Below are 26,952 nucleotides of genomic sequence, written 5' to 3'. Positions count from 1 at the left end.
TACTTAGCAATAGACAAGGATTCGTTGATTCGCTGCCTGTTGTATAAGCTTTTTGATGGTCTATTGCCAAGTGATCCGCCGTCACTTTTTCTTAAGCTTATGATCAAATTGCCTTGATTCCTCTTTCTCTTGTCCGGATTCGGATAACCTCTTCGATAGGGTATACAAATATCTTTCCATCTCCAACTTCCTCTGTCTGACAAATATCCAGAATAAGCGTGAGAATATCCTCTACCTTATCATCATTTACTACAAAGCTGACTTTTATCTTCGGCAACAATGTCGTGATAACCTCCTGGCCGCGCACATATTCCTTCAAGCCTTTTTGCTGCCCACAGCCTAGGACCTGTGTTACTGTCATCCCGCTGGTTTCTGCTTCATGGTCAATTGCATATTTTAATTCTTCTAATTTTTCTTGTTGAATGATTGCTTCTACTTTCTTCATAGCTACCTCTTTCCGGGCATATTCAGTACGCTGTAAGTACTGCCCAATTATCAAACATCACTCTTTTTATCCAAACGCTTGTATCATTAAGGGAAGATAGTGAAATGTGCTGCCTTCGTTGACTTTAGTCAAAAATAGAAAATCATGAATCCAAGCCCATAAATGTCGGATAGGCTGTCTCATCGTGTTCGATTCGATCCATGCCTAAAGCTTCTTCCTTAGGAGTAACTCGAATCGGCATAAACAGCTGGATCGCTTTGATGATGATAAAACTAGCTAAGCCGGCAAATAATAGCGTAAACAGAATACTTTCCAGCTGGGCAATAAATAGCTGGGTTTCTCCATAAACGAGTCCTGCTTTGCCGCCAACGGAAGCATCAGCAAAAATCCCAGTCATTATGCCTCCAAAAATCCCGCCAATCCCATGACAGCCAAATGCATCCAGTGCATCGTCAAAGCCAAAGCGATGTTTGATAACAGAAATAAAGTAGTAGCAGAATGGGCTGACCAATGCCCCAATCACCAGAGAACTCCAAAGAGAAACAAAGCCGGCACCTGGTGTGATAGCTACCAAGCCAACCACAGCTCCGGTACACGCACCGACAACCGTCGGCTTCCCATTGGTCAGTTTCTCGATCAGCATCCATGACAGCATGGCACTAGCTGCCGCTGTATTCGTTGTCAGCAACGCATGAACAGCCAATCCGTTTGGTGCTAAAGCCGACCCTGCATTAAATCCAAACCAGCCAAACCAAAGCAGACCAGCACCCAAAACAACAAAAGGAATATTATGGGGACGGTACTCCGTTTGCTTGTACTCTCTCCGTTTTCCCAGCACAATCGCCAGAACTAGTCCGGAAATACCGGAACTGATATGTACGACATTTCCTCCTGCAAAATCTACCGACCCAATTGCATCCAAGAAGCCCCCGCCCCAAACCATATGCGCCATCGGATAATAAACAACGATTGACCAAATACCGATAAAAAGAAAAATTGCTGAGAAACGCATCCTTCCAACCACCGAGCCAGTGATGATTGCCGTTGTGATCAACGCGAACATCATTTGAAAAGCTGCAAACAGCCCTTCAGGAATCCCTTCTCCCTCAGTCATTGAAACATCTTTGAAGAATAGCTTGTCAAAATTCCCGACAAAAGAACTTTCTCCACTAAATGACAAAGAATAGCCTGCTATGATCCACAAAACAGAAGCAAGTCCCATCACACAAATGACCATCATCATTGTATTAAGAATATTCTTCCTTCTTTCCAGTCCTCCGTAAAAGAATGCCAGTGCCGGAGTCATTAAAAAAACCATTGCTGTACAAATAATGATAAATGCTACACTTGCCATATCCATTGCTCATCCCTCCAATTACAAATTATAATCAACCTTCATTTTTTGATTATGTCAGATATTCTAACATCATTTTTTGATCATCGCTAGAGAAAACCACTGATTTTTCAAAATTTTCTGAATTTAGTTACCTAACAAGTCATAAAACTTCACATGAAATTGTTTGAAGTCCATTTTCCATTGAAAATCATTGATTAAGTTTGACCATTTTTATATAAAGAGCATGTTCAACAGGATACTGTGCTTAAAGTGTTTTGCTTAAGAACCAACAAGCCTATACCTTTCTGACAAAAGAAAAAAGTCTGAGGAACATTCCTCAGACTCGATTTCTATGTAGTAATCATCTGAATATTTCAAAAGTTTCAGGCAATTACTCCGTATGATACACTTTATACACTTCTTGCTTTTTCACACCTCTTACCTTAGCAGCTTCCTTTATCGCCTCTTTAGACGTCAAGCCGGTTGCAATCAGCTGATCCACATGTTCTATGATCGATTCCGGAAATGATACCTCTTCCTCTTCAGCTTCACCACCAGAAACAATCAGGCAGCATTCTCCTTTGATTGTATGCTCACTCAGATAGTCCACTAGTTCTGCAATCGTCCCACGTAAATATTCTTCATGGAGCTTTGTCAGTTCTCGACACAGCACAACCTGTCTCTCTTCACCATAAATAGGCAGCATATTTTTTAATGTCGCTGCAACTCTATGGGGAGATTCATAAAAAATCTGAGTCGGCGGCAGCTCTTTTATTTCCTCAAAAACAGCTTGCTGCTCTTTTGCTTTCCTTGGTAAAAAGCCATAAAAGGTAAACGGCTGCGGCAGTATTCCTGAAGCAATCAGTGCAGTTATCCCTGCTGAAGCTCCGGGAAGTGCGATCACATCGATTCCTTCCTCAATACAAGCCAGCACTAATTCATGCCCTGGATCGCTGATTGAAGGCATCCCAGCATCACTAACCTGAGCAAGAGTTTCCCCATTTATCAAGCGCTCAATCAATTGAGGAATCCGTTCCTTGTAATTATGCTCATGAAAGCTGACCTGAGGTGTTTCAATCTCAAAATGTGTTAGCAGCTTTTTCGTATTTCGCGTATCCTCACTGGCAATCAAATCCGCTTCTTTCAAACAACGAATACAGCGAAAAGACATATCCTCCAGATTTCCAATAGGTGTCGGCACCAAATACAGTTTCCCTTGAACACCCTCTGTATAGCTTTTTTGCTTCTGCATCGCTACTCTCCTACTCTCTATTTCTTCAATCTAAACAAAAGAACAGAAGCTCGCCATCCGAAAATCATTGGAATAACCACAAAATTCATAAAATAAGTTTTGGCTATTCTGATTCATTTCTCGGAACACAACGCTTCTGTCCTGATTTTCAACTTCTGTTTACTTGTTTCGTTCTCCATAGATAACATCCAGACAAAACGCACATTCTTCATCATTCTCTCTGCGCGAACCGTATAAAATGTTACATACATGAAAACCCTCTTCATAGAGTTTCTCGAGATTCATACGCGATTTTGACAATTCCTGTTTGGAAGGATCAGAGGATGCTTGAGAAATCTGATTCAGCTCTTGCAGATGTTCTCTTAAGCGCTGATTTTCGATTTCCAATGTTGTGTTCTTTTCAACAAGCTCATGAAGTCCTTCCTTCATTTCAGCTAAACGCAACAATGTCTCCTTTAGCTCAACCTCCAGAGAACTCAAACCGTCATATAGGGATCGTTTATCCATCTCAATCCCCCTTTGCTGCAGCCTGTTGCATCGCTTCCTTGATTTCTTCGTATTCATACTCAACAGGTGTTTCTCTGCCGAATAAGCGAACCCTTACGATTCGACTTAAAAGATTCAAGCCGATGACCTTACCCTTACCATCAGGTGTTAAAACTTCTTTACCATAATCAGGAAGCTCTTTTTTCGCTGCTTCGTATTCATCGTTTTCGTATTTCAGGCAGCACATCAAACGACCGCATAACCCAGATATCTTGATTGGGTTTAATGATAGGCCTTGATCCTTTGCCATCTTGATAGAAACCGGAACAAAATCTCCCAAGAAGGTAGAACAGCATAACTGCCGACCACAAGGACCGATCCCGCCAAGGATTTTCGCCTCATCTCTAACGCCGATCTGACGCAGTTCAATCCTAGTTCTGAATATAGCAGCCAAATCTTTTACTAATTCACGAAAATCGATACGTCCATCTGCAGTAAAATAGAAAATCATTTTACTTCTGTCAAACGTGTACTCGACACGAATCAATTTCATTTCCAGCTGATGTTCACTGATTTTATCTTTTGCAGTTGAAAAAGCGGCTGCCGCATCTTCCACGTTCTTCTGTTCTTTTTCCAAGTCTTTGGAAGTTGCTTTATTTAAAATCGGTTTTAACTCTTCAGGCAAATCCTCAGGGTCAATAGATTTCTTCGGTATAGCTACAGTCGCGATCTGCTTTGACTGTTGAGATTCTACGAGGACTTTTTCATCATAGACATACTCTGCCTTACCTGGAGAAAAGTAATATATATGTCCGGCATCTCTGAAACGAACGCCTACTACTTCAACCATTATTATCCTCCTATAGCTAATTTAGGGTGTACCATTCGTATGACAAGCTGCTCACATACGCTCTGCCAGCTGACATTCGCCTCCCATTTCTGATAGGCTGTTAGAATCACTTCTACCCGCTGCGCTGTTTTTCTAAGTTCAGTCTTTGATCGTCCCTCAGAAACTTGGTGCACAAGCAGCTGACGATAATAAGCCAGCAGCAAATCAAATGCCAGCTTTTGCTGATCTTTTTCCTTGAATGCCTTCAGCATTCTTTTTTGTACATAAATGAACGCTTGAAGGTCATCCTTTTCAAGATAATCAAACCACTGCTTAATGATTTCCCTAGCCTCATTAAACCATTCATCACGGGAGATTTCAACCGCTTTAGTCAAACTATTTGTCAATGCTGCTAAAAGAACTGCTGTTTTCTCACCGATCCCCTCATCTTTTAATAAAGACACCATTTTCTCCCTATCTAACGGTTGAAAATGAAGGACCTGACAGCGGGATTGAATCGTCGGAAGGATCTTTCCAATCGATGCAGTTTCAAGTATGGCAACGACTTTCCCTTCCGGTTCCTCCAAGAATTTCAGCAGGCTGTTCGCTGCACCGATACTCATTTTTTCTGCTTGTTCAATGATGAAAACCTTCTGCTGTGTCTCCATTCCGCTTTTACTGTACTCTGCTTTCAACTGGCGAATCTGGTCAACTTTGATCGTCTGTCCATCCGGTCGGACAAACAAGACGTCAGGATGCTCATTTTCATTGATGCGGGTACAGTTGACACATTGATTACAAGGATTTCCCTCTATTATATTCAAACAAAAAATACGTTTTGTCAGCCATAAAGCAAATGCTCGTTTTCCAGTGCCGGTATCCCCCTCAAAAAGATAAGCATGGGCAATACGACCATGCTCAAAGCTTTTTTGAAGCTGTTTATACAATAAAGGCTGCTGCTGTTCCAGCTGTTGGTATTCTTCCATAATCAATATTGATGGAATCCTTCCACCGGCAGAACAAAGACAGTTGCTCCGCCAACCTCTACTTCTACGGGATATGGAACCTGCCCTTCCATCGTAAGATCCAGTGTCACTGGTGCAGATACATATTGCTTACGTGATTCACAGGTTTTCTTGATCAACTCAAGCGCTTCTTCTACGCGATCATCATCTATCCCAATAATAAATGTACTATTTCCGGCTTTCAAAAATCCACCCGTTGAAGAAAGCTTTGTTGCTCGGATATTTGCATCAATAAACTCATTCGCTAAACGATTGCTGTCTTTGTCTTGAACGATTGCCAAAATAATTTTCATAAGACATCACCTTTCTAGTTTCTGAAATAATTTGGATAACGCTTGATAATTGCCTCAAAAGTCGCCTCAACAACTGATTCTAAACTCATTCTTGCATCGATTTTCTGAATTCTCTGCGGATTGTCTTCAACTAGCTTCAAGTATTCATGACGAACACGCTGGTGAAACTCCAGTCCTTCTGAATCCAGACGATCATATTGATTCTGTCTGTGATTTTGGATACGACGCAGCCCTGTATCTGAATCAACATCCAGATAAATCGTAAAATCAGGAACGGTTCCTTCAATAGCAAACTCATTGATTTCTGCTATTGGCTTCACGCCGATTTTACGTCCCGCTCCTTGATAAGCTAAAGAGCTGTCTACGAAGCGATCGCATAATACGATACAGCCTTCCTCAAGTGCCGGCAATACCTTTTCAACTAGATGCTGTCTTCTTGCTGCAGCATAAAGCAGTGCTTCTGTCCGTTCATCCATCTCCATATTTTTTGGATCTAAAATGATTTCACGAATCTTCTCTGCAATCGGGATACCTCCCGGCTCGCGAGTTTTTACTATGTTCTGTGTTGCCGCAAGTGCCAGCTTCGGATATAGTTCCTCTAGTACACTTGTCTTACCGGCTCCATCCGGTCCTTCGATTGTTATAAATAATCCCTGCAAAACTTCTCTGCCTCCATGCTCTCTTTGATCAGCCTCTTTTAGAGCCAATCGATTAAGTTTATTTTACTTGAAAAAGCGAACTCTGTCTAATATACCAATCAGAGCTCTCGACGGCCTTCTACAGCTTTCAGCAGTGTTACTTCATCTGCATATTCAATATCGCTGCCGACAGACAAACCATGAGCCAAACGAGTGACTTTAATTCCTGCCGGCTTGATCAGGCGGGAAAGATACATAGCTGTCGCTTCGCCTTCAGTCGTTGCATTCGTCGCAATAATGACTTCCTGCACCTCATCATCGTGAAGACGTTGAATCAAAGAGGGAATATTGATATCCTCCGGTCCAGTCCCCTCCATTGGAGAAAGCACACCATGAAGCACATGGTATAAGCCATGATATTCTCTGACCTTTTCCATAGCCATCACATCTTTTGATTCCTCAACAACTAGTATTGTACTACGGTCACGTGTTTGATCCTTACAAATATCACAAGGGTCTTCCTCTGTGATGTTGCCGCAGATGCTGCAGAAATGAAGGTCTCTTTTCACGCTGATCAATGATTTAGCAAAAGTGTTAACATCTTCTTCCTTCATATCTATTGTATAAAAAGCCAGACGTGTCGCTGTCTTTTGACCAATTCCCGGCAGCTTCATATAGCTTTCGATCAGTCTGGCGATTGGTTCAGGATATTGCATATTTTTCTATACTCCCTTTCGTAACAAACATTTGCAGTCAGTGCATTTACTATTCTACAACCCCCGCTTCACATCTCTAAAGCTGTCGAATTATAGACATTAGACCTAGACTCAATTCCAACAACTTTTTATACAAAAATAGTTCTTTCATACAAAAAAATCTATGTTGGATTTGAACTAGATCAGAACCCGTTATCTCTCAGTTTCTTTTTAGTTATAGTATCCATTTTAACATACTCTTACCATCAAAAACAAAAAGCAATCCTTCATTTTTTACTGATAGAGCTTTCATCTTCGGTGATTACTTTTTTACCATTCAAAATAGTTTAATCCGGCTGTGAACATAAAGCAAATAGGCATTTCATATCTTCTATCCAAGTTCATCAAAATCAGAATCTATGCCTTAAACTATCTGCTCTACGTTTGAATACTTTCGATCTAAAACTCGAATAATCAATTTTGGAAACAAAATAAGCACAGTATGACCTCACTTGAAGTCACACTGTACTTTTCTATGTTATTACCTAGCTGTCGTATGCTAGAATTTTGTCATTTGATGGAGAGGAAAGATTCTCATGGTCACAACACCGATGATGTCTTCTTTGTCAATCAATCCATAATAACGACTGTCACTGGAATACGGACGGTTATCCCCCAGAACAAGGTATTGTCCTGATGGAATCTGATGTTCCTTGGTCAGCTTATACAAACTGAAATCATCCGTATAATAGCTGTTGGAAGCATCTGCCTGTGCTATCGCATCCGCGATAAACCGCTCTTCCTTTTCTTCATTGTTCACATAAAGTCGATCCTGCTTGTAGCTGATATTCTCACCCGGCAGACCGATGACTCGGCGAACAGAAACACCTTTTCCATTTGGTGTCTGGATCGCCACCAGATCAAACCGTCGAATCGTGCGCTGCTTGGATACAAAAACTGTGTCATTTGCGCCTAATGTCGGCAACATCCCATACCCATCAACTTTTACCGCGGAAAAAAGAAACAGGGAGACCAGCCAAATCAGAGCACCTGTAGCGACAATAGCTACAGCTATTTCAATCAATAAACGTTGAATCATTTGCTTCTTCGATCGTTTCTTTCTTCGCTTCTTTTGATTCGGTCGTTTTCTTTTCTGCTCCAAAGGAGCACCTTTTCTTTTTCCAGCCTGTGATGACGTTTTTTTCTTTCCCTTATTAAGCAGTCTTTGTCTATCCTGCGGGACATTGTTTTTTCTTTTCTTTGTCTTACTTAACGGCTTTGATTGGCCATCCTTGATAGGTTCCTTTGGAGTTCGATCCTTCTGCTTCCCTGACGTGTTCGGTTTCTTTCGTCGTTTCTTCTCAGCTTGCGCTTGGGTCATGCAGTCCTCACTCCCTCCTTCGCTCGGTTATCATGAAGGCCTATTTCTGCTCCTTCAATGATGCTTCATTGACAGAAAAAGTCTTGAATACCTCTTTCTGGTTGCTTCGTACCTTCGCCAAATCTTCCTTAAAATCGGCCAGCTCTTCCGCATTTGTATAAAATCCTGAATTTCTCGAAGCCAAGTTGATTCCCAAATCCTTCAAGGATGAATAATAACGGTTCAACAGCTGCTGGTAGTCACTACCTAGACGGTAATCAGCACGGGCAACCGCAAAGGTGCCCAATCGGGAAGCCAGTGTCGCAAAATCGTTCCCAAGCTCTTCACCGCCTTCGCCGCTTTCCGCTAAGGCCAACTGATCTTCAATATCACCAAGATAGTAATAGCCTTTCACCATCAGCTCCTGATCCTTCTGGTTCAGATTTGTCGACTGATAGTAGATGGTATACGCTGAAGTCCCCGCTCCTGCACCCGCCAAAACGAATAACAAGAGGGCCCATATCAGGTATTTCCGACGTTTTTTTTCTACCCCTCGCCGCTGGCGCATCAGTCGTTTTCGCTTCTTCTTATTCTTTGTTCGAACACGCTTCAGCTTTGTCAGCTGTCTGCCCAGCCGCACACGCAGCACGACCAAAAGAACCGTGAATAGGAGAAAAAGGATCGCTGATGCTAACGCAATTACTGCAATCAAATCCAACGTTGTCATTTTGCTCCTCCTTTCTCACCAAACCAGTCTGCTTCGGTTACTTTTTCTTTTTTCTATTTTTCTTACTGTTCTTTTTCTTATTTTTACCCACAAAGTGAATGATCAGGAAGATCACCACCACCGCGGCAACCACACCACCGACGATCATGGCAATCAGCTGCCAGTCGAGGCCTTGTTCCTGCACCAAGCCGACGGCTTCTCTATTGAACTTGTCTGCTTGTTCTTTGGTGATTTCAAAGGATTCGGTCCATTCCCATTTTTGGTCGCCTAATGTCGCTACCACGTGCGCACGGTATTTCCCCGCCTTCATGGCATCACTCCCCATACTAACAGGGAAATTCAATACTGTATTCGGCGCCATGTTCATGTTCAGCTTCTTCGCGTCATACAGCACAGTATCGCTGGTTTCGCCCATGATTTGCGCTTCCACGGTCATTCCTTTGATTGGTGCTGCAACGATATTACCCAAGTCGATAACAATCGAGTTTCGGTAGTTCGGTTGACTGGCATACGCCTTGATAAAGGACAGATCCGGTGCGATTTCTGTATCTGTTTCATTTAGGACCATCGCTACCACATAGGCATATTCATTAATGATCATCATGCCTTGATCCGCTTCATTCTCTTCATCGTTTGATTGGCGCTGAAGTTGGATACCGCCTAAAATCATGCCGTCAAAAGAAGCTTCCGGCATCGTGATTTCCAAGGGCAAGCTCTTCTCTTCTCCCGGAGCCAATGTCACCGATTCCGGTCCTTTGACGATATCGGTAAATTCATATTTCATTGAGGCATCGGCTTCCAACTTCGTTGGGCCGTATTCAATGACCCCGTTGGGGTTGGTCCGAGCACCGTTCAAGCCCACATTCACCGTCAATTCTTCTTTTCCGTGATTCTTCAATAGGATCTCGACTGTCTGCTGCTGCCCTGGCGCCATTCTCAGGTCAAAATAACCACTCTCACTTCGTTGATTCTCTGGAAACTGTACTTGATATGTAAAGCCGCTGGCTTCTTCTGCTGCTTGAGAAGTTGCCGTTTCTCCTTCTTCTGCATATGTAGGGATACTGAAAATAAAACTAATGCTTAATACTGCCAGTAAAAGCAGCCACTGTTTGATGTGCTTCTTCATAAGCTGTCCTTCCTCTCAAAAAAACAGGGCACTAATTCGATTGACAGAACTAGTGCCCAGTCTATTACTTATTTATTTCGTTACTGTTTATCTAATAAATTAGATACCAGCCTCGATTGTCCACAATACTTTACCAGTGTAAGTAGATGCAGTTTTCACAGTGCTACCTGGTACGAATAGTGAAATAGATCCGTTTTCGATAAGGTTAGCGTCTGTTGCATTTGGAATACCTGTAGTATCGTCTGCTCCGTTTACGCCTGCGCTTGAACCAAATTCAATTGTCCAAGTACCGAAACCTGTTGTTCCGTCAGCTGCGCTCATTACTTCAACTTCATTTCCAGATTCATCTAAAGTGAAGTTACTTGCAGATGCGCCTAATACTGGTTTTTGAGCGTCAGCTCCAGCTCCAGCAATGTAAGGATTTGTGAAAGTCAATGTAGCTCCACCTAATTGGTCAGTAGCTGATGCTTGGAATTGTTGTGACATTTTAGCTTTCAGTGTCCAACCAGTACGAGGGTTAGTTGGTGAAGCCAAACGTTTGTCAGTTACTTGTACGTAGTTACCACGAGTACCATCAGAAACGCCTTCTTTGAATACTTCGATTTGTTTTGCAAAGTATGTTTGGTCAGTTGTTACTGCTTTTTGAGTCATGAAGCTCAAGTTTGTTACCGCATCAACAGCCAATGGTCCGCCATCTGGGTTAGGTACAACTGGTTCAGTTGGGTCTACTGGCTCTTCTGGATTTTCTGGATCGACTGGAGGATTTGGTGTGTTGTCCTCTTCGTAAGTGATTGTTCCGTTACTTGTTAATTTTGTTGCGTCGCCGTCTTCAGCGAATGCTGCTGATGCCGATCCGAATAATACTGTTGCTACTAATGCTGCTGAACATAATGTTTTCAATTTCATGTGTGTTTCCTCCTAGTATTGTGTGTGTGTTTTATTTATGGTAACTCGGCAATGATCCAAGTTAGCACCGTTTGATAGTGTACTGGTTTCTTTTCCACCGAACCGGGTACGAAAAAGGTGATGGCACTGTTCTTGTATACCTGCTTGTTGAAGGTCGCATCCATCACGGCATTGCCGCTCTCATCCACCAACGGTGTCAGAGTTGACGCTAAACCAGCAGTATTTTCTTCTGAAGCACCGAAGGCGATCAGCCAAGTGCCGTAGCCTGTGCCCTGCTTCGCAGTGGCCACATCATACGTCATCCCGATCTTATCTAATTCGATCACATCCTGTTGAAAGCTGGGTGCGTACTTTTGATCCATGATGGAATTTGCCCATGCTTTATCAAAAGATAAGAATGCACCCTTCAAGATGTCTTCAGAATTCTCTACAGAAGTAAAATTCGTTTCCTGACGAACCTGTAACGTCCAACCTGCGCCTGTGGCGCGACTGTCTGTTACCTGCACATAATTCCCACGTGCATTGGTGTCGCTGTGAAACAGCTGCGCATTGACTTCATACGCCTGATCCTTATCAGATACCCTGTTTCTGCCGAAATCCAGCCTTGGCACAAAGTCCAAGCGGAGATAGCCATCGGTTGATGGGGTTTCTCCCGGATCGACCGGCGTTTCAGGATTCTCCGGATCAACAATGATTGGCGGCTGCAAGCTTCGTTCAAACGTAATGTTTCCGTTAGAATCCAGCTTGTCTGCCTCTGCAAATGCCTGTGTCCCAGATAGAAAAGCAGTCAGAAGTCCGGCTGTACATAACAGCCTAAAGGCTTTTTTCATTATGACTCCCTCTTTTCTTTTCGTTTTTTCATCACGAAGAACAACAAGACAAGAGCAATCACTGCCGCTCCGCTCAACATCAACGAGCGTTGAACGACTTCACCAGTACTGGGATACTTTCCTGCCGGCTTTTGAACTACAGCCGATGAGGAAGTTGTCGTACTTGTTGGCGGTTCTTCTGTCGAAGAAGCGACTGGAGGTTCGGTTGTTGAGCTCTCAGAAGGTTCTGTACTGTCTACATAGAACTCGATCACTCCTTGCTGCCCCACCTGACCGCCTTCCATTGCCCAAGAGGACATTGGAACACCAGTCAGAAATACCCCAACAGAGAGCAGTACAAGATAGTGTAAGAAGTGTTTCTTTTTCATTCGTTATACGTCCTCTCTGTTAAAGTGGTGCATCCACTAGTTCCCATGTAATAACGCCTACATAGTCACCAATCGATTGTACGGCACCGATTTTGGTTTCCAGCTTCAAGCCGTCACCGCTCTCTGACCAGCTGTCATTGATTTTGTATACTTCAGTATCAGAATTGGTATTTTTAGCCACTTCTTGTGAACTGGAATCTAAGACCACATCGTTTCCGTTGTACACATAGATCAATGCATCTGTGACAGTGTCTGTTCCGTTACTCAGGTCACTGGTTATCTTCGCCATCAGCTTCCACTGACTGCGAGTTCTCCGTGTGTCCTGAACGGCTAGATCACCGGTCATAGAGGTTGGTTGATTGATTCGTTGAACAGACGTTTTAACTGCCTGAACCCCAAAGTCAATCGTTGTTGGTGCTGAAACAAAGGTCAATCCACCATATAATTCTCCACCTGGCAGACCAATTTCATTGGATTCTGCTTCCAGAGAAATGAATGGACCAACAACAGTTCCGCCCTCAACAAAGGTTGCTTCCTGAGGAGAATCCCCTTTAGCGAATGCTTTATTTAAGATGTCATCTTCTGAAGCGCTGACTGCCTTCATGTCAAAAGTCGCAACGACTTTATTCAATGCTGGAATATTTCCCACATTGATTGTCAACAGACGAGTACTTTCATTGTATTCAAAGCTGTCAGCATCAACAGTGATTGGTGTACCAGGATCAGTTCCCGGTGTTTCCGATGCATTGTACAAGGTGATTGTGATACCATGATTCGCTTCGTCAAAGTCCAGTCCATCTGGCAGTGTATCTTCCAATACAACATTTCCCCAGTTTTCTGAACCGGCTTTTGTATTCGTAGCTGTCAAGCTGTAAGTCACTGTATCACCAACAGAAACACTATCGCCTGCACTTGATGTCACGCCTTTTCTCAAAGTAGGAACTGGTATTACATCTTCCACTGTATATCGTATAGCTGGTTGGAATGTTGCATCACTATACGTAACGCTGTTTGGATATGGATTGATATTTCCATCTACTGTGTGTGTTGTTGGCAATGTTGGTACCATCAATTGCGCAGCGATTTCAGCATCAATTCTTGCAGCACTATCTTGAAGATAAATAGTCACAGTTTGCCCTGTAGCCAAATAGCCAGATAGGTTATACGTCCATGTTCCATCAGCCTCTACAGTACCAGCAGCTATTGCAGCAGCACCGTCAATAGAAAGAAGGACTTTTGCATTCGGCTCAAGATTTTCTGCCTTAAGCTGTTTCGTTGCATTCGTCAATCTGCCGCCAGTTAGCGTTGCTGGTTCCGGCGGAGTCACATCAAGAACAGTCGTTGGCGTTTCAACTCCCGATCGATAAGGTGTCAACACCCCACCAACAAGAGAAGCCTTGTACGGTGTTCCCTTCATGTCCTGACCGGCAATTTGGAATCCAGCTGTTGCATGATCAGCCTTTAACCAGTGAACGTAATTATCAGCTCCACTCACACCAGTATACGTATTACCTAATGTATCTGTGTAATCAACATACGCTTTACGTACCGCATCTGCATAGACTGGTTTGACATAAGCATCCCCATTCGGATCGAATGGATCGCTTCCCCCGACAGCTGTATACCCCAGTAAGATTTGTGATCTCTGAGAATAATCAGCATCTGTCACGGGTGTCCAAATCAACTCTGGATCACTATTCATCCCAGAAATCCGTTTGAAATTTGGTCGGATAAATTGACTCGCAAGATCTGCATCTGTACTTGTCACACCACCATTTGATGAAGCATTAGTCACAGTAAAGTTCTCTACATTCTGATAATCATATGTAGGAGAACCGTCTATGTTCGTGCTGTTATTCCAAATTGAGATGTCTGAATCCTTAATGATGAAACTGTGTGATCCTCTATTGTTTGTACCGTCTGCAAGAAATGCATTGGTCGTTGTTGTACTATTAAATGTGTTCCTAATATCAAATGTATTAGGATTATCTAAAATAAATTGTACACCTGTAGCTCGAGTCCCTAAGGTTCCATACGAAATCACGCCACCGCTGTTAGATCCAACAACAAACAAATTGGATTTCGGCTTCATTTCAAACTTCGTGTTTGTCGGATTACTCTGACCTCCACTCGTTGAATTGACCGCCTGGAAACGAACTGTCGGTTGACTCCCCCTACGAGAAAGCAAGTTGACAGTCGAGCCTTCTTCAGCGGTAAATGTCGCATAATCCTTATTGAAATAAACGGCACTTCCCGGCATATTTGCATTGTAGGTAGCATTTTTCCCGATAGTCATTGAATCCCAGTTTTCATAAACAGCAGGATAGTTAGTTCCATTTGCAGTGTAGTTCAGGTAGACAAAGCTTCCTTCACCAACATCAAATGTTCTTGTTCCAGTCGCATCAACAGCCTGAGCTGCAGTAGGAAGATCCATAAACCAAATTACTGAATAATCATATTCTGCATTCGTTCCTTTATAGAACGAATTTGGTTCAAAAGTCATACCGCCTGTATAGAAGTTTTCTGCACCAGTCACAACCGTGTTGTAACCCCAGACGCTGATTTCTGATAATTCTGCATTTATCAAACGTCCGCCCACACGTTGGTTATTATTTGTTTGGCTAGCATCGTAAGGTGTATAGATATTCCCTATACGGTAATTCCATAATCTACGATTGGAATTCCTTTGACCGTTACCGTTGACAAAAGCCCACGCATTCGAAAGGTTTCCTTCGACTGCTCCATACCCAGTGTTATTGGCAATCTGAAGGTCATGCATGTGAAATACCGGAACATCAGAAAATGCCTTCCCAAAATTGGCAAGAGAAGTCAGACCGTCTACATTAAGAGAGCCGTTTCTCATTTCCAACAAATGGCCTTGACCATCTATTTCGATTGATTCTGTTCTGGAAATTCTGATACTTGTACCATAATAAATATCAGCTTCAATAATAATTTTAGACACTGCGTTATTTTCAAACGCCGCTCTAAATGTTGTCCAATCGTTAACACGCACGACATTGGTTTCTGGACGGAAATTGTATTTCGCATTCCATGCATCGTTTTGCTCCTGATTCAACGCTGAATACTGTGCATTATACTCTGCTTGTGTCATGCCTCCTGTAATTTTCCCATTTGCTCTGGCTAAAGGAGATTGATACGCTGTACCATCCATGTAAGCGGACATTTCGTCTACAGTTATCTCATCTTTCGCTCTCAAATCATCCTCGGTTTCAGGCAAGCCTGTCAATTCTGATGAAGGATCAAACGTTTGAGTACTCTCGACGGTGCTGTTATCGGTCGTGCTGATTTCAGTGGTACTGGTTTCAGTTGTGCTGGTTTCAGTTTCATTTGCCTTGATACTCGTTACTGAATTGAAGAAAACTGCAAATACTAATGAAAAAGCAATCGCCAGCGTTAATAAAACGGAAGCCTTTTTTCTAATTTTCATTTTTCTCCTCCTTTCCTCAATATTTGTGTATCCTGTCTTTCAACAGAAATACATTTATTTCAATTTTCTTGACTACGTGATAAATCCAGGATTTCATATTGTGTTTTCCCCTGTGTCTATCCATTGTTAGAAAATGAAATACCTTTGCTTTCTGTCACCGTCACTCCTCGTCAAAGGAACCGCCATGACTGACAGCTTACTCAGCCAGCATGTATCCTTTGGAGCGGACCGTTTGGATAAGGATTGGATTTGAGGCATCCTTTTCAATTTTTTCTCTTAAATGAAAAATAAGATTCGCTACACGATAATTCTTGTTGTCGAATTCCTTTTCCCAGACAGCTTCGAATATTTCCTGATAAGTAACCGCATTGTTCATATTCTTATAGAAGAAATCAATTGCTCGATACTCAAGTTTTGTTAAAGGAATTTCTTTCTTGCCATCAATTCGCACACTGGAATTTCTTTGGTTCAGTTCAACAAGGCTTCTACTTTGATCTTTTTCATTCAATCGTTCATCATCTGATTCATCATTTATATGTTTCGTGTTTTTTCTTTTTTGAACACTGTTTGAAATGATTAGATGAAGCTCATCTGCCTTACACTCGTCAGATATAACTCCGACAGCACCTAATTGAAGATAAACTATCCGCATGGACACAGCTGTATTGGGTGAGAATACCCAGACAAAAGCATCTGAGCTTTCTTTTATTTTTACCAAGAGCTGACAGGTATGCCTAACGTCCTGCTCTGCGTTTTCTCTGATAATGACTGCATCCAGTTGGTCTATGTACTGTTCGAAATTTTCCATTGTAAGGGGCATAACATTCATGTTATGTTTCATCAACTCTTCTGAATAAGGTTCAGCCAAATTCGCTGACAACGAAATGATCCCCGTATTTACACTCTTTTTATCCATGTTTGCCTCCTTAAACTTAAATTACTAAGTGGTAAGTGCTTTTGATTTTTTAAATATTAGACATTTCTTAAATTCAGTTCACAAAAATTAAAAACAAATTTATTTCCTGCAACCAAATATATCTTTTTATTAATACAAATGAATTTTATATCAAATATTTTTAAAAGTCTATACTATTTCTTCTCACTTTTTTGTTAGAAAAACAAAATTTTTGATAAAAATACAAATATTGATTTTTTATCATTAAAGAAACCTAGCAGCAATAAGGTTTATTTGATTTATTCAATAATTTCTATAACACAATAAATATACAAAAAATTTGTTTTTCGATATATATAAGAGAAATAATAAAAATACAAGAGAAATGTCAGGTGCATATAACTATTATAGATATTACTTTTACGATATAATTGATTTACAGTGATATATTCAACGATTAATTAACAATAATTTTCTAACATTCACCAGATATTCACGCACAAATAAATCCCCAAGCACCTTCTTTTTTATTAAAGAAAATGCTTAGGGATTCATTTTTTATTTCTACTATATAGTCTTTTATTTTATTAATGACACAACAAACGATGCCTCAGTGACCCAATTTTCAGGATTAGGGTCCTGTGCAGGAGAAACATGAGAGATATTGATCATTGGTCCGGAAACATGATAGTCGTTCGCTTCAATCCATGCTCCCAACGCTTGAGATATTTGAGGCATTTGATCAAAGTTTCCACTGAAGGTAACAGAAGCTATATTATATTCCGGTGCCTCAAAGAATGAAGCAGCTTCTCCATCTTTGTAATCTCCGTCAACTTCCAATTGTACTTCAACATCCACATCAGTTTCTTTATACTCTTTATCATGATATAGACTCACACCCAATGTTCCTGGAACAATTTTGGCCCCACTGTTCTTGACTTCTTCTTGCAGCAGTCCCCAAAGCATCCCTTCATCTTGAAATGTAGGGATGACTTTTCTCACACTGATTACCCTTCTTATCGGTATTGTTTTTAATACTACATTATATTTCTCCATATTATTTCCTTCTTTCAATTGTTTTTGCAATTGCCTAATCATTTCTTTTTTCTTTTGTAATGCTTCCATTTCCTGCTGAAGCTCATTTTCTTTGATTTCATAATAGTAATTCAGAATATCTGCTTGCTGCTTTTCAATGATCTCCTTGATCGTCTCAAGAGATAAACCAATTTGCTGAAGCATCTTGATTTTATTTATTGTGCCTATTTGATTTGCTCCATAGAAGCGGTAGCCTGACTGCTGATCAATAGTCGTTGGCAGCATTAAACCTATTTTCTCATAATGTCTTAAGGTACGTACCGTGGTATTTGATAATTTTGAGAATTCTCCAATTTTGAACATGTCCTACTCCTTCTTTCTATTATGTCTCATCGCTAGCTTACTTATACTTTAAACCGTTCCCTTAGGTATGAGTCAACCATTTATTTAATTTTATTTTATAAAAGATAAATTCATCATTATTCCACTCTTATCACGAAGCCTTGAGTCTCGTCAGCAAAGTAAGGTGTGATATCAGGTGATACAGCATCTGCCCTTAGTAATAAAAAAGAACGTGAGACAAAATCAGTCTCACGTTCTTCTACTCTATCTATTAGAAGCCCGGCAAGCCTTTTGTATATTTGCCCATAGTTGCTTCTGTTTCTTTTTCGATTTTTACTAATCCGTCATTAACAGCCATAACGATTAAATCCTGAAGCATTTCAACATCGTCTGCATCTACAATCTCTTCTTTGATTGTCATATCCTTCAATCGTTTGTCGCCTGTGAAAATAGCTGTTACAAGCTGGTTCGTTGCCTCCCCAATAAATTCCTTTTCATTTAATGCAGCTTGAGCCTGTTCCATTTCTTTCTGCATTTTTTGTACCTGCTTCATCATGCCTTGCATATTTCCCATTCCACGCATCATATCTCTTGTCTCCTTCTCTTATCCATCAATTACTTTTTTAAATCTATTATAAGTTTATTAAACGAGTATATAAATCTCCTGTCGTCTAATCGTTTACAACTTCTACAATCTCTGAGCCAAACATCGTTACCGCCTCATCAACGATTTCCTGACGACTAGCAGAATCATTCTCTTCTGAATCTTCTGCTATCAACTGAATATCCCCTTCCGCTTCAAGTACGTCGACTTCCGGCGTCTCTGATTGTCCATCCTTATTCTGCTGAATAAAGGTTTTACGAAGGTTCGGCCAGCTGTCTCTGGTAATGCAGACGATTGTTGGCGCATAGTCGATCAGCTTACTAAGGTTATTTTGAATAGCCAGTTGGATTTCATCATCTCCTGAAGCTCTCGCACAGACAATCTCATAGTCAAAGGCTAGAACGATACTTGTCGGGCTCCCTGCAACCGGCTCGCTTGCCTTCAGCATTGCCCGTTGCGTCACAGACATCATCTGCAACAAGTCTTCCCAGACATCCTTGACCTTTATCAAATGTTCGCGTGTTGCATCTCTAAGTACTTGATACACACGTTCTGTAGGAATCTTCAAGCTATTACGGTTTGCTGCTTGTTGACGTGCAGGTGCTTTAGCTGTCTCCTGAGCTGGAGCAGCGCCATTCTTTTTAAGAAGCTCGACTTCCTGCTGCAGCTTTTGAATTTGTGCCTTCAGTTCAGTAACTGCTTCCGGATCAGCTGCACCTGTCGCTGGCGAAACAGCTGTCGTTGATACAATAGAACGATTTCCCTGAGCGAGCTTCACAGTCCCTACTTCCAAATAGATCGTCGCGTGATTGGTAAACCGAATCTCATTTTGAGTATCACTTAAAATCTGTATCAGCTGATAAATCCTCTCCGGCGCTGTCTGTTTAGCTAAATCCTTGAATGCATCTGTGATAGTGCCCGTTTTCCCCTCCAGCAGCTTAGGAGCTTGCTGATACATCAGTAAGTCTCGGCAGTACAACAAAATATCTTCTAAGAAGCGACTTGCTTCTGTACCAGAATTCAAAATGACCTCCAAGGTCTCTAACCCTTGTTCAACATCTCCTGACAAGCAGGCTGAGATATAGCGGTCCATCATCTCAAAGGTTAAACTCCCAGTTACTTGAAGCGCATCCGCAAGCGTCACCTCATCTTCGCTGAAGGAAAGCGCCTGATCTAAAATGCTCAAAGCATCCCGCATTCCGCCTTCTGCCGCTCGAGCAATCGTGTACAACGCCTGTTCCTCATATTTCAAAGAGCTATCTATTAGGATATGGGCCAAATGGTCAACAATATCCTGTGTCCCGATCCGTTTAAAATCAAAGCGCTGTGTTCTCGAAATGATCGTCAACGGAATTTTATGTGGTTCAGTTGTAGCCAAAATGAAAATAACATTCTTAGGAGGTTCTTCCAGTGTCTTCAGTAACGCATTAAACGCTCCAGTTGACAGCATATGGACCTCATCTACGATATATATCTTGTATTCTGCTTGTGTCGGCGCATATTTTGCCTTGTCACGAATATCTCGGATTTCCTCGACACCGTTGTTACTAGCCGCATCAATCTCAATCACATCATTCAGGCGCCCTTCAGTGATCTCTTTACAGATAGTGCATTCATTACAGGGCTCTCCATCAACGCTGTTGGGACAGTTGATTGCCTTGGCAAAAATTTTGGCTGCACTGGTCTTCCCTGTTCCCCGGGGACCAGTAAACAAATAAGCATGTGAAGTCTTATGCTGCATAATTGCATTTTTCAATGTCTGAGTGACTGCCTTTTGACCGACAATATCCTCAAATCGCTGAGATCTCCACACACGATACAGTGCCTGATATGCCATATTATACCCTCCTCTGAAATTTCGCTATGTACTATTATACGTGATTTTCATGATTTAATCATTAAAAACATTCATAAGCTGTATTAACTAAATGAACAAAAATTAATCCCTGAATAGTCGACTTTCTAAATATATTCAGCAGTTCTTCCGTGATTACTAAGCAATTGCTCTTACAGCTGCTAGCTCTGAGAATGACTAAAGGCAGCCAAAATCCTCACATGGAATTTGACTGCCTTCACTTTACTATAATTATACAGATGTTTCGTCTTTATTCGTCGTCTCATCCATTGCACGGAACATTTGGTTATAGCGTTCTTCATCTTCTTGATTATCTCTGATCACTTTTGCCAGAGTAAATGATGATGAAATCAGACCTACTGATCCCATTAGGTAGTAGCCTTTTACCATCAACGGCTCTTTCAATGTGTATAGGCCTACCAACATAAGTGCTAGAAAAATTGCAAATGATCCCCAACTCATAAACATGAATGCCGGTGTGTTTCTGTACGCTTTCTTTTTCATAAAAATCTCCTTTTTTTTTGAGGAAACCAATCGAACATGTTGTTTCTGCCTCTTGATTTTAACAATACTAACAACCATCAATACCATAAAATTAGAGGTAGTTGCCCCTTCGTGTTCAATCATATCCCAGTTAGTCAAAAATAGTGTTACTCGAATAGTATATCATTATATAGAAGAGAAAGGTAGATTATCTTTATTATTAAACAATAACGGACACTCACATGAATACTATTTTTTCCATAGCTTTCATTGTTCCAAGCTGATTAAGAAAGTTTCAAAGTTCTCTTGCAGCAGCTGCCCATTTTCAACTGGCGACCATGATTTCATCAGAGAAATATGCTGATCGATCACTTGGTCTGCTGCCTTCTTTTGATCCAGCTCGGAAGTATTTGCTAATTTTTCAAACTCTTTTTGAGCCAATAATACATTCCCTTGATAACTGATAACCTTTTTCTGCTCTTCTGAGAGAAGCAGAAGATCAAATTCATAAAGGTTTTCCTTTTTCCGGCCAAGAATCACACTGCTTATTTGGATTTTTGTTTTAAAATTCTGTTGCCATTTACTAAGAACATGAGCAATTCCTCTCGGGATATCTTCAGCATTTGGACTTTGTAAACGAATAGCCGGAAATGGCCAGATGAGAGAGCCGATGTTCATCAACGGAAATTCTTTTAGTTCAATATATTGATCGATGACAGCCTGTGCTATTGGAAGCTCTTCTCTTCCTCCCTCATAAAATCCATGATCATTTCGACCTTCAGCTGCTAAACAGATGAAATACTGTGGAAAGATATCCAACAGCTGTGTCATTCGAGCGATACTGGGCTCATCTATAGTCATTGACTGATGCTTCTCAGAAGAAATAATGAACTTTTCCTGATATTCTTCCGCTTGTGCGAATTGAAAGCCCCAGCTCTCACCAGCTACATTCATTCGAATCAGCCTTCTTCCAGGAACAGCTAGCGTTCCTTCTTCACACAGTCCCTCATTCTCAAAGCAGTACATGCACTTTGGATAGTCGTTTTCTTTCATTATTAATGCTTGCTCAGATACCTCAGTTTCCCAATCATCCGTGACTACTCGAAGAAGGAAGTTTCCATACTTCGTGCTGTATCGATATTCCTTTAACATATTTGGGCTTTTGATATAGCTGCTGCGTTTATTCAGTTCATAAAAATAATCGGTTGCTTCTTCCGGACTCTTGGAATAGTGCTGCGCAAAGAACGCATTCACAACAGAAGGAGGCGGCGCTAACAAATCCAGCAGCTGCACCTTTAAATACTCCCGCTCCTTTCGATTATCTGTGATATTGCTTTGTGTAACAGCATAATCAACTAAAGAGTCTGACAAGCTATCCGCAGAGGTTGAGTCATACTCCGTTTCATAGTCGCTATCAGGAGTTTTCCCGCCGATCATCGTTAATAGTCTATTTTTCAAATATAACCGATCCAACTCCATCCAGCCGCCTGACTGAATAGCTATTGTAATAAAATCGTCCATTACTTGATTGAGCTTCATCATTTATTCCCGCCATTCTTTAAAATTCATCTATAGAAGATTATCTCATGTTTTCTAATTATTTTCATTCCAAAGATATTTACTAAAATAACAGTCTTACTCACTTAACAGTTGGCTTTTTTTCTGTTTTGGTTCATAATGATTAGTAAGTAGAATTATTTTTTACAGAGGAGAGGATAGTTATGAAAAAATTTGTTTCTGGTCTACTGGTGGGAACTGCCGCAACAGTTGCTGCGATTGCCGGTCTTGCTTTTACTGTGAAGAAAACAGTGATCGATCCTATCGAAGAAAAAGAAGACATGATCGAACAAAATCGTAAAAAAGCAATGCGTAAACGGATCGCCCGTTAACAGCAGAACCTCTAAATGATTTCAGCAAAAAAGCTAAAGCAGCTCAGCGTTGAGTTGCTTTAGCTTTTTTAATTATCAATCAATAATTGTTCAGCAATCTCATCTGCTTCACGTAAATTCCATGGGTCCGTTCCCGGTCGAGCAGTCGCTGCTGTCAGCCAATGAATCCCTTCTGTCGGGACACCATAGCAAAACAACCCAGCAATCACATTCCCTTGCCCATCGATCAGCTGATTAGACGTGCGTTCCACATCAATTGCACCAGTGAAATAGATTCTCTGTGCCGGCAGCTCCAACGAATGACGACGACCTACCTCTTCATTCAACAGCTGCTGTATCAACGGGTTCATACTCCTGGCAACATCAACGGAAGGGATTCTTGCCTCCATCAGAAAGAACGACGCAAACCGTTTGTCAGGTACTTCCTTTGAATAACCGACAAACTGACCATCAACTGTATCGACTTGCATATTCGGTGCAAGTAATGTCACAACTCCCGCATCCAATAATGCCTGTAGTTCCTCCATTCGTTCCAATGGCGGGCCAATCGATAGAAATGAGTTCAACGGAACAAACCATTTTAAGAAGACGTCCTGATATTCTTCATTGGTGAACAACTGATGATCCAGCATAAATCGAATCTGATCTCTCATATCCTTCAAACTGTCAAAGGCACTGCTGACAGGTCCTTTTATGTTGCCCTTTTTCGCATCCTGACAATCCTCTCGAATATATTCAGATACAAAAGAAGCAAATCCTTCATATTCCGATAATTCTACATCGGGATGCTCAATGATTGACCAATCCCACCAGTCAGAAGGCTGGATTCTGTATTTTGTCAGAACTGTCGTATCCCCTTTTTTTCTGACAAATTCTTCTGCAAATCTTGCTTGGTTCGTTTGAGGATAGCTCTCTTTGATCAATGCAGAATAATAAACGAACTCGATTTCCTTTTTTAATAGAAGAAAAAAACGTTCAGCAGAAAAATGACCTTGCCGCTTCCATTTATTTAAGTTCTTTTGTTTCAGGAAACGAGGTTGATATTGTTCCCCATATTTCTTCTGATTGTCTCCCCTTGCATGATAAGGAAACCCTCTGCCTGAGCCCGCAACGATTTTCGGTTCATTTCCGGATGGCTGATACTCCAGAACACCAGCTCTTCTACGAAATCGTCCGCCTCTATTCACAGTCAGCATCGTCATATAATCAAAAAATGCCAATCCCAGTCCCTTCAACAAAACAGTTTGCCGAGGCTTCACTGCGTCAAAGAAATTATCAGCAGCATTTTTTGGTGTAGAGTAAAATAGGCGATGCTCTGTAGCATATGCTGCCAGCTTCTGTTCAGTCTCATTTCCTTCTGTTTCTTGGTGCCCAAGAGCTAGAATAACCTTATCTGCTGTGATTTCAACAGATTTTGTGTAAACTAAAAAGCCTTCTCCCTCTTCAGCGATTCGAACAGCACGAACCGTATCATTGAAAAAGGTAACAGAGGTCTGCTCCGTCATTCGTGTTTGAACATAGCGGTAAAACCATCTCTGATAGAGTCCATAAAAAGCTCGAGAACAATGATCGTTTGGACCTAGATTTCTAGCTTCATTGATAAATGCCAGCGAACCTCCTTCATACTCTTGTATATACTCTTCTGCATACTGCTCCGCCCACTCATATAAATTAGGTCCCTTAGCTACCGGACCGCTAGTACTCAATGTTTCATCTGTAAATAGCGTGACCTGACAGGCAACAGAGTTCATCAAAAGAGACAACGGTTGATCCTGTCGCCAGATTTTCCCGCCCGGACCATAAGGATCGAACATCGTGATTTTCAAATTCTTTTCATCTCTGGAGTGCTCAACAATTCGCTCCAATACTGATAGCCCTCTCGGACCGCCGCCAACAATAACGATTTTCATCTTTTTCCTCCTTTTGGCCAAGCTATTTTTTGCCTTCAATAAATGCTTTTAATACAGCGGCATTATTCATGAGTTGATCTTTTGCACTGTAAATAAAAGTAATATTCTCTTTTTCAGCTACAATAGATAAAAGCTTTGCGTATGCCTCTTTATTCTCAACTAATTCCTTTTCATATTTATCTTTAAATAGGTCAAATTTTTCAGGATCATGATTGAACCATTGCCTCAATTCTTTACTTGGCGCAATTTCCTTCAACCAATAATTAATTTTGGCCCGTTCTTTGGAAAGCCCCCTTGGCCATAGTCTGTCTACAAGCACTCGATACCCGTCAGCTTCCTGTGGTTCCTCATAGGCTCTCTTGATAGAAATCATATCGATCCCCCCTATTTCTATTGTATCGCAAAATGATAAAAAAGGAACTATTTCTCATTCCATCAACGAATTCGTACTGCTGTGAATAAAAAAATAGGAATAACGATTTTCATGGGCTCTAAACAAAAAAGGTGCAGGGGTTATACTTCATCCCCGCACCAGCTTATCATCCGCTTATCAATTGACTGCTTTTTTCTTGATTTTCCCAGTCCAATTATCAAAACCGTTTTTCAGTACATAAATATCTGTGTAGCCGGCCTTTTTCAGCTTTCTCGCTACGCGAACGCTTGTTGAATGTCTTTGGTCATACAAATAAACAGGCTGATCTTTACGAATCGACTGCATACTTGTTTTCAGCATGGAGTAAGGAATATTCCGTGCCCCCAAGATATGACTGCCGTCAAATTCATTCTTCTCTCTCACATCAATGACCTGAGCTTTTCTCATTCCTTCACGAAATTCTTCTTCTGTCATCATTTTCGCTGCTGTTTTTCCAAGAATAAATGTATACAGCATATTTCCTGCCATTACCAGCAGAATCGCACCTAAAACAATATTGATTACTAATAACACAGACATGTTAAAACCCTCTCTTATTCTTCCATAAATTTCAATGCTAACGAAGCAGCGCCAATGACACCTGCTTCATTTCCTAGTTCCGCCAGTTTGATCTTTGTACTTTCACGAACTTGAGGGAATGTGAACTCTTCAAAATATTTTTCCACACGACTGCGTAAAAACTCTCCCGCCGCTGAAACACCGCCGCCGATAACAATCGCTGAAGGGTTCAGTACATTTCCGATATTTCCTAATGCCAAACCTAGATAGAAGCAAACCTTGTCGACAACTATCAATGCAAATGGATCACCGTTTTCAGCGTATTGGAAAACATCTTTACTTGTCACTGCCTGTCCATCATCAATCATTTGCTTCAGCTCAGAACGGCCGGCATATTCTTCAGATAGCTTTCTTGCCAGTCTTACAACCCCTGTTGCACTGGCAACTGTTTCCAAGCAGCCTTTTTTCCCGCAGGTACAATCAAAGCCGTTCGGATCAACAGTCGCATGCCCCACTTCTCCTGCACAGCCTGCTGTTCCGTGAAGCAACTTGCCTTCAGCAACGATACCGCCGCCGACGCCTGTTCCTAAAGTGATGAAGACAACATCAGGATCATTTTCACCGGCACCCTTCCAGCGTTCTCCTAAAGCAGCAACATTCGCGTCGTTATCCAATGCGTAAGGAATTCCTGTTCCTTCTTCAATCTGATCTTTTACAGATTGCAATGTTGTCCAATTCAGGTTATATGCACCAATCACAGTACCTTTTTCGATATCTACACTTCCCGGTGTTCCCATGCCGATACCAACAAAGTCATCTTTGTCCATTCCATAAAGGGAAATTCGATGATTAACAGATTCGATAATATCAGGAACAATATGACTGCCTTCGTCCAAGATATTTGTTTCAATACTCCATTTTTGCTGGACTTCCCCGTCCACTGTCAAAATCGCAAATTTGATTGTTGTACCGCCTAAGTCGATCCCTATGATCTTTTTGTCCATTTCATTCGATCCCTTTCTCTGTCATCCTGTTTTCTTCGATTCTGTGCTCTCTATTCAGAATACGTCTGGCATGAAGATAGGTCTCTTTATCAATCAACTGGCCATCGTAGAGATTCTTCAATTCGATCATCATCAATTCAATATCATAGATTCTGGCGCCGACATAAATGTACATCCCAAACCTTTTGAACAGCTGCTGAACATCATATAACGTTTCCAAGATCCAAGCACTTCCTT

General features: G+C 41.4%; 28 protein-coding genes. 1 reads left to right on the top strand and 27 read right to left on the bottom strand.

Annotated features, from left to right (window positions below; genetic code table 11):
* Positions 1 to 103 precede the first annotated feature (103 nt).
* The 22 genes from I6N96_RS18035 to I6N96_RS17930 form a co-directional block, all read right to left on the bottom strand.
* Positions 104 to 445 (bottom strand): P-II family nitrogen regulator, encoded by a 342-nt coding sequence (locus I6N96_RS18035; RefSeq protein ID WP_209558961.1) that lies wholly within the window; start codon positions 443 to 445, stop codon positions 104 to 106.
* A gap of 142 nt (positions 446 to 587) precedes the next feature.
* The gene (locus I6N96_RS18030) at positions 588 to 1,805 is read right to left on the bottom strand and encodes an ammonium transporter (protein WP_209558960.1); all 1,218 of its coding nucleotides are present in this window, start codon (positions 1,803 to 1,805) and stop codon (positions 588 to 590) included.
* Between the two features lie 367 nt (positions 1,806 to 2,172).
* A complete protein-coding gene (gene rsmI / locus I6N96_RS18025; protein WP_209558959.1) occupies positions 2,173 to 3,033 on the bottom strand; it encodes a 16S rRNA (cytidine(1402)-2'-O)-methyltransferase in 861 nt (286 codons plus the stop codon).
* A 159-nt stretch (positions 3,034 to 3,192) separates the two neighbouring features.
* The gene (locus I6N96_RS18020) at positions 3,193 to 3,540 is read right to left on the bottom strand and encodes a DNA replication initiation control protein YabA (RefSeq protein WP_209558958.1); all 348 of its coding nucleotides are present in this window, start codon (positions 3,538 to 3,540) and stop codon (positions 3,193 to 3,195) included.
* Between the two features lies 1 nt (position 3,541).
* Entirely contained in the window at positions 3,542 to 4,369 is an 828-nt protein-coding gene (locus tag I6N96_RS18015; protein WP_209558957.1) for a PSP1 domain-containing protein, read from the bottom strand.
* Positions 4,370 to 4,371: 2 nt separating this feature from the next.
* A complete protein-coding gene (holB, locus tag I6N96_RS18010) occupies positions 4,372 to 5,334 on the bottom strand; it encodes a DNA polymerase III subunit delta' (protein WP_209559007.1) in 963 nt (320 codons plus the stop codon).
* Between the two features lie 2 nt (positions 5,335 to 5,336).
* Complete coding sequence (locus I6N96_RS18005; protein WP_086348936.1) at positions 5,337 to 5,666, bottom strand: cyclic-di-AMP receptor; 330 nt, start codon at positions 5,664 to 5,666, stop codon at positions 5,337 to 5,339.
* A gap of 14 nt (positions 5,667 to 5,680) precedes the next feature.
* Positions 5,681 to 6,325, bottom strand: coding sequence for a dTMP kinase (tmk, locus tag I6N96_RS18000; RefSeq protein WP_209558956.1), 645 nt, complete (start codon positions 6,323 to 6,325; stop codon positions 5,681 to 5,683).
* Between the two features lie 98 nt (positions 6,326 to 6,423).
* Positions 6,424 to 7,020 carry a recombination mediator RecR gene (gene recR / locus I6N96_RS17995; protein WP_209558955.1) on the bottom strand — a complete coding sequence of 199 codons (597 nt, stop codon included), beginning with the start codon at positions 7,018 to 7,020 and terminating at the stop codon, positions 6,424 to 6,426.
* A gap of 538 nt (positions 7,021 to 7,558) precedes the next feature.
* Complete coding sequence (gene lepB, locus I6N96_RS17990; RefSeq protein WP_245187042.1) at positions 7,559 to 8,380, bottom strand: signal peptidase I; 822 nt, start codon at positions 8,378 to 8,380, stop codon at positions 7,559 to 7,561.
* Between the two features lie 40 nt (positions 8,381 to 8,420).
* The gene (locus tag I6N96_RS17985; RefSeq protein WP_209558954.1) at positions 8,421 to 9,086 is read right to left on the bottom strand and encodes a hypothetical protein; all 666 of its coding nucleotides are present in this window, start codon (positions 9,084 to 9,086) and stop codon (positions 8,421 to 8,423) included.
* A gap of 37 nt (positions 9,087 to 9,123) precedes the next feature.
* A complete protein-coding gene (locus I6N96_RS17980; RefSeq protein ID WP_209558953.1) occupies positions 9,124 to 10,212 on the bottom strand; it encodes a WxLIP family cell surface protein in 1,089 nt (362 codons plus the stop codon).
* Between the two features lie 99 nt (positions 10,213 to 10,311).
* Entirely contained in the window at positions 10,312 to 11,118 is an 807-nt protein-coding gene (locus I6N96_RS17975; protein ID WP_209558952.1) for a WxL domain-containing protein, read from the bottom strand.
* A gap of 35 nt (positions 11,119 to 11,153) precedes the next feature.
* Positions 11,154 to 11,948 (bottom strand): WxL domain-containing protein, encoded by a 795-nt coding sequence (locus I6N96_RS17970; RefSeq protein ID WP_209558951.1) that lies wholly within the window; start codon positions 11,946 to 11,948, stop codon positions 11,154 to 11,156.
* The gene (locus I6N96_RS17965; protein WP_209558468.1) at positions 11,948 to 12,316 is read right to left on the bottom strand and encodes an LPXTG cell wall anchor domain-containing protein; all 369 of its coding nucleotides are present in this window, start codon (positions 12,314 to 12,316) and stop codon (positions 11,948 to 11,950) included. Before I6N96_RS17965 ends, I6N96_RS17970 begins: the two co-directional genes overlap by 1 nt.
* Before the next feature lie 19 nt (positions 12,317 to 12,335).
* The gene (locus I6N96_RS17960) at positions 12,336 to 15,767 is read right to left on the bottom strand and encodes a pectate lyase-like adhesive domain-containing protein (RefSeq protein WP_209558950.1); all 3,432 of its coding nucleotides are present in this window, start codon (positions 15,765 to 15,767) and stop codon (positions 12,336 to 12,338) included.
* Positions 15,768 to 15,963: 196 nt separating this feature from the next.
* Entirely contained in the window at positions 15,964 to 16,683 is a 720-nt protein-coding gene (locus I6N96_RS17955) for a winged helix-turn-helix domain-containing protein (protein ID WP_209558949.1), read from the bottom strand.
* A gap of 558 nt (positions 16,684 to 17,241) precedes the next feature.
* Positions 17,242 to 18,060 carry a MerR family transcriptional regulator gene (locus I6N96_RS17950; RefSeq protein WP_209558948.1) on the bottom strand — a complete coding sequence of 273 codons (819 nt, stop codon included), beginning with the start codon at positions 18,058 to 18,060 and terminating at the stop codon, positions 17,242 to 17,244.
* A 250-nt stretch (positions 18,061 to 18,310) separates the two neighbouring features.
* On the bottom strand, positions 18,311 to 18,625 hold the full coding sequence (locus I6N96_RS17945; RefSeq protein ID WP_209558947.1) for a YbaB/EbfC family nucleoid-associated protein: 315 nt from the start codon (positions 18,623 to 18,625) through the stop codon (positions 18,311 to 18,313).
* 85 nt (positions 18,626 to 18,710) lie between these two features.
* Positions 18,711 to 20,480 carry a DNA polymerase III subunit gamma/tau gene (gene dnaX / locus I6N96_RS17940; protein ID WP_209558946.1) on the bottom strand — a complete coding sequence of 590 codons (1,770 nt, stop codon included), beginning with the start codon at positions 20,478 to 20,480 and terminating at the stop codon, positions 18,711 to 18,713.
* 249 nt (positions 20,481 to 20,729) lie between these two features.
* Positions 20,730 to 21,002: a YiaA/YiaB family inner membrane protein gene (locus I6N96_RS17935; protein ID WP_209558945.1), complete on the bottom strand. Its 273-nt coding sequence runs from the start codon at positions 21,000 to 21,002 to the stop codon at positions 20,730 to 20,732.
* A gap of 246 nt (positions 21,003 to 21,248) precedes the next feature.
* Positions 21,249 to 22,523: a UDP-glucose--hexose-1-phosphate uridylyltransferase gene (locus I6N96_RS17930; protein ID WP_209558944.1), complete on the bottom strand. Its 1,275-nt coding sequence runs from the start codon at positions 22,521 to 22,523 to the stop codon at positions 21,249 to 21,251.
* A gap of 179 nt (positions 22,524 to 22,702) precedes the next feature.
* Between I6N96_RS17930 and I6N96_RS17925 the strand changes: the two genes are divergently transcribed.
* Complete coding sequence (locus tag I6N96_RS17925) at positions 22,703 to 22,870, top strand: DUF3042 family protein (protein WP_209558943.1); 168 nt, start codon at positions 22,703 to 22,705, stop codon at positions 22,868 to 22,870.
* A gap of 68 nt (positions 22,871 to 22,938) precedes the next feature.
* Here the strand turns inward: I6N96_RS17925 and I6N96_RS17920 are convergent, their stop codons facing one another.
* The 5 genes from I6N96_RS17920 to I6N96_RS17900 all read right to left on the bottom strand — a co-directional run bounded on the left by I6N96_RS17920 (position 22,939) and on the right by I6N96_RS17900 (position 26,935).
* Positions 22,939 to 24,780, bottom strand: coding sequence for an FAD/NAD(P)-binding protein (locus I6N96_RS17920; protein WP_209558942.1), 1,842 nt, complete (start codon positions 24,778 to 24,780; stop codon positions 22,939 to 22,941).
* Positions 24,781 to 24,802: 22 nt separating this feature from the next.
* Positions 24,803 to 25,153 carry a DUF488 domain-containing protein gene (locus I6N96_RS17915; RefSeq protein WP_209558941.1) on the bottom strand — a complete coding sequence of 117 codons (351 nt, stop codon included), beginning with the start codon at positions 25,151 to 25,153 and terminating at the stop codon, positions 24,803 to 24,805.
* A gap of 177 nt (positions 25,154 to 25,330) precedes the next feature.
* Positions 25,331 to 25,732 (bottom strand): rhodanese-like domain-containing protein, encoded by a 402-nt coding sequence (locus I6N96_RS17910; RefSeq protein ID WP_209558940.1) that lies wholly within the window; start codon positions 25,730 to 25,732, stop codon positions 25,331 to 25,333.
* A 14-nt stretch (positions 25,733 to 25,746) separates the two neighbouring features.
* Positions 25,747 to 26,715 (bottom strand): ROK family glucokinase, encoded by a 969-nt coding sequence (locus tag I6N96_RS17905; RefSeq protein WP_209558939.1) that lies wholly within the window; start codon positions 26,713 to 26,715, stop codon positions 25,747 to 25,749.
* A gap of 1 nt (position 26,716) precedes the next feature.
* Positions 26,717 to 26,935 carry a YqgQ family protein gene (locus I6N96_RS17900; RefSeq protein ID WP_209558938.1) on the bottom strand — a complete coding sequence of 73 codons (219 nt, stop codon included), beginning with the start codon at positions 26,933 to 26,935 and terminating at the stop codon, positions 26,717 to 26,719.
* Positions 26,936 to 26,952: the final 17 nt, after the last annotated feature.

Origin of the sequence: Enterococcus larvae (assembly GCF_017830045.1) — a bacterium.
In the GTDB taxonomy this organism is placed as follows: Bacteria; Bacillota; Bacilli; order Lactobacillales; family Enterococcaceae; genus Enterococcus_L; species Enterococcus_L larvae.
This window is presented reverse-complemented; position numbering and strand designations above follow the sequence as displayed.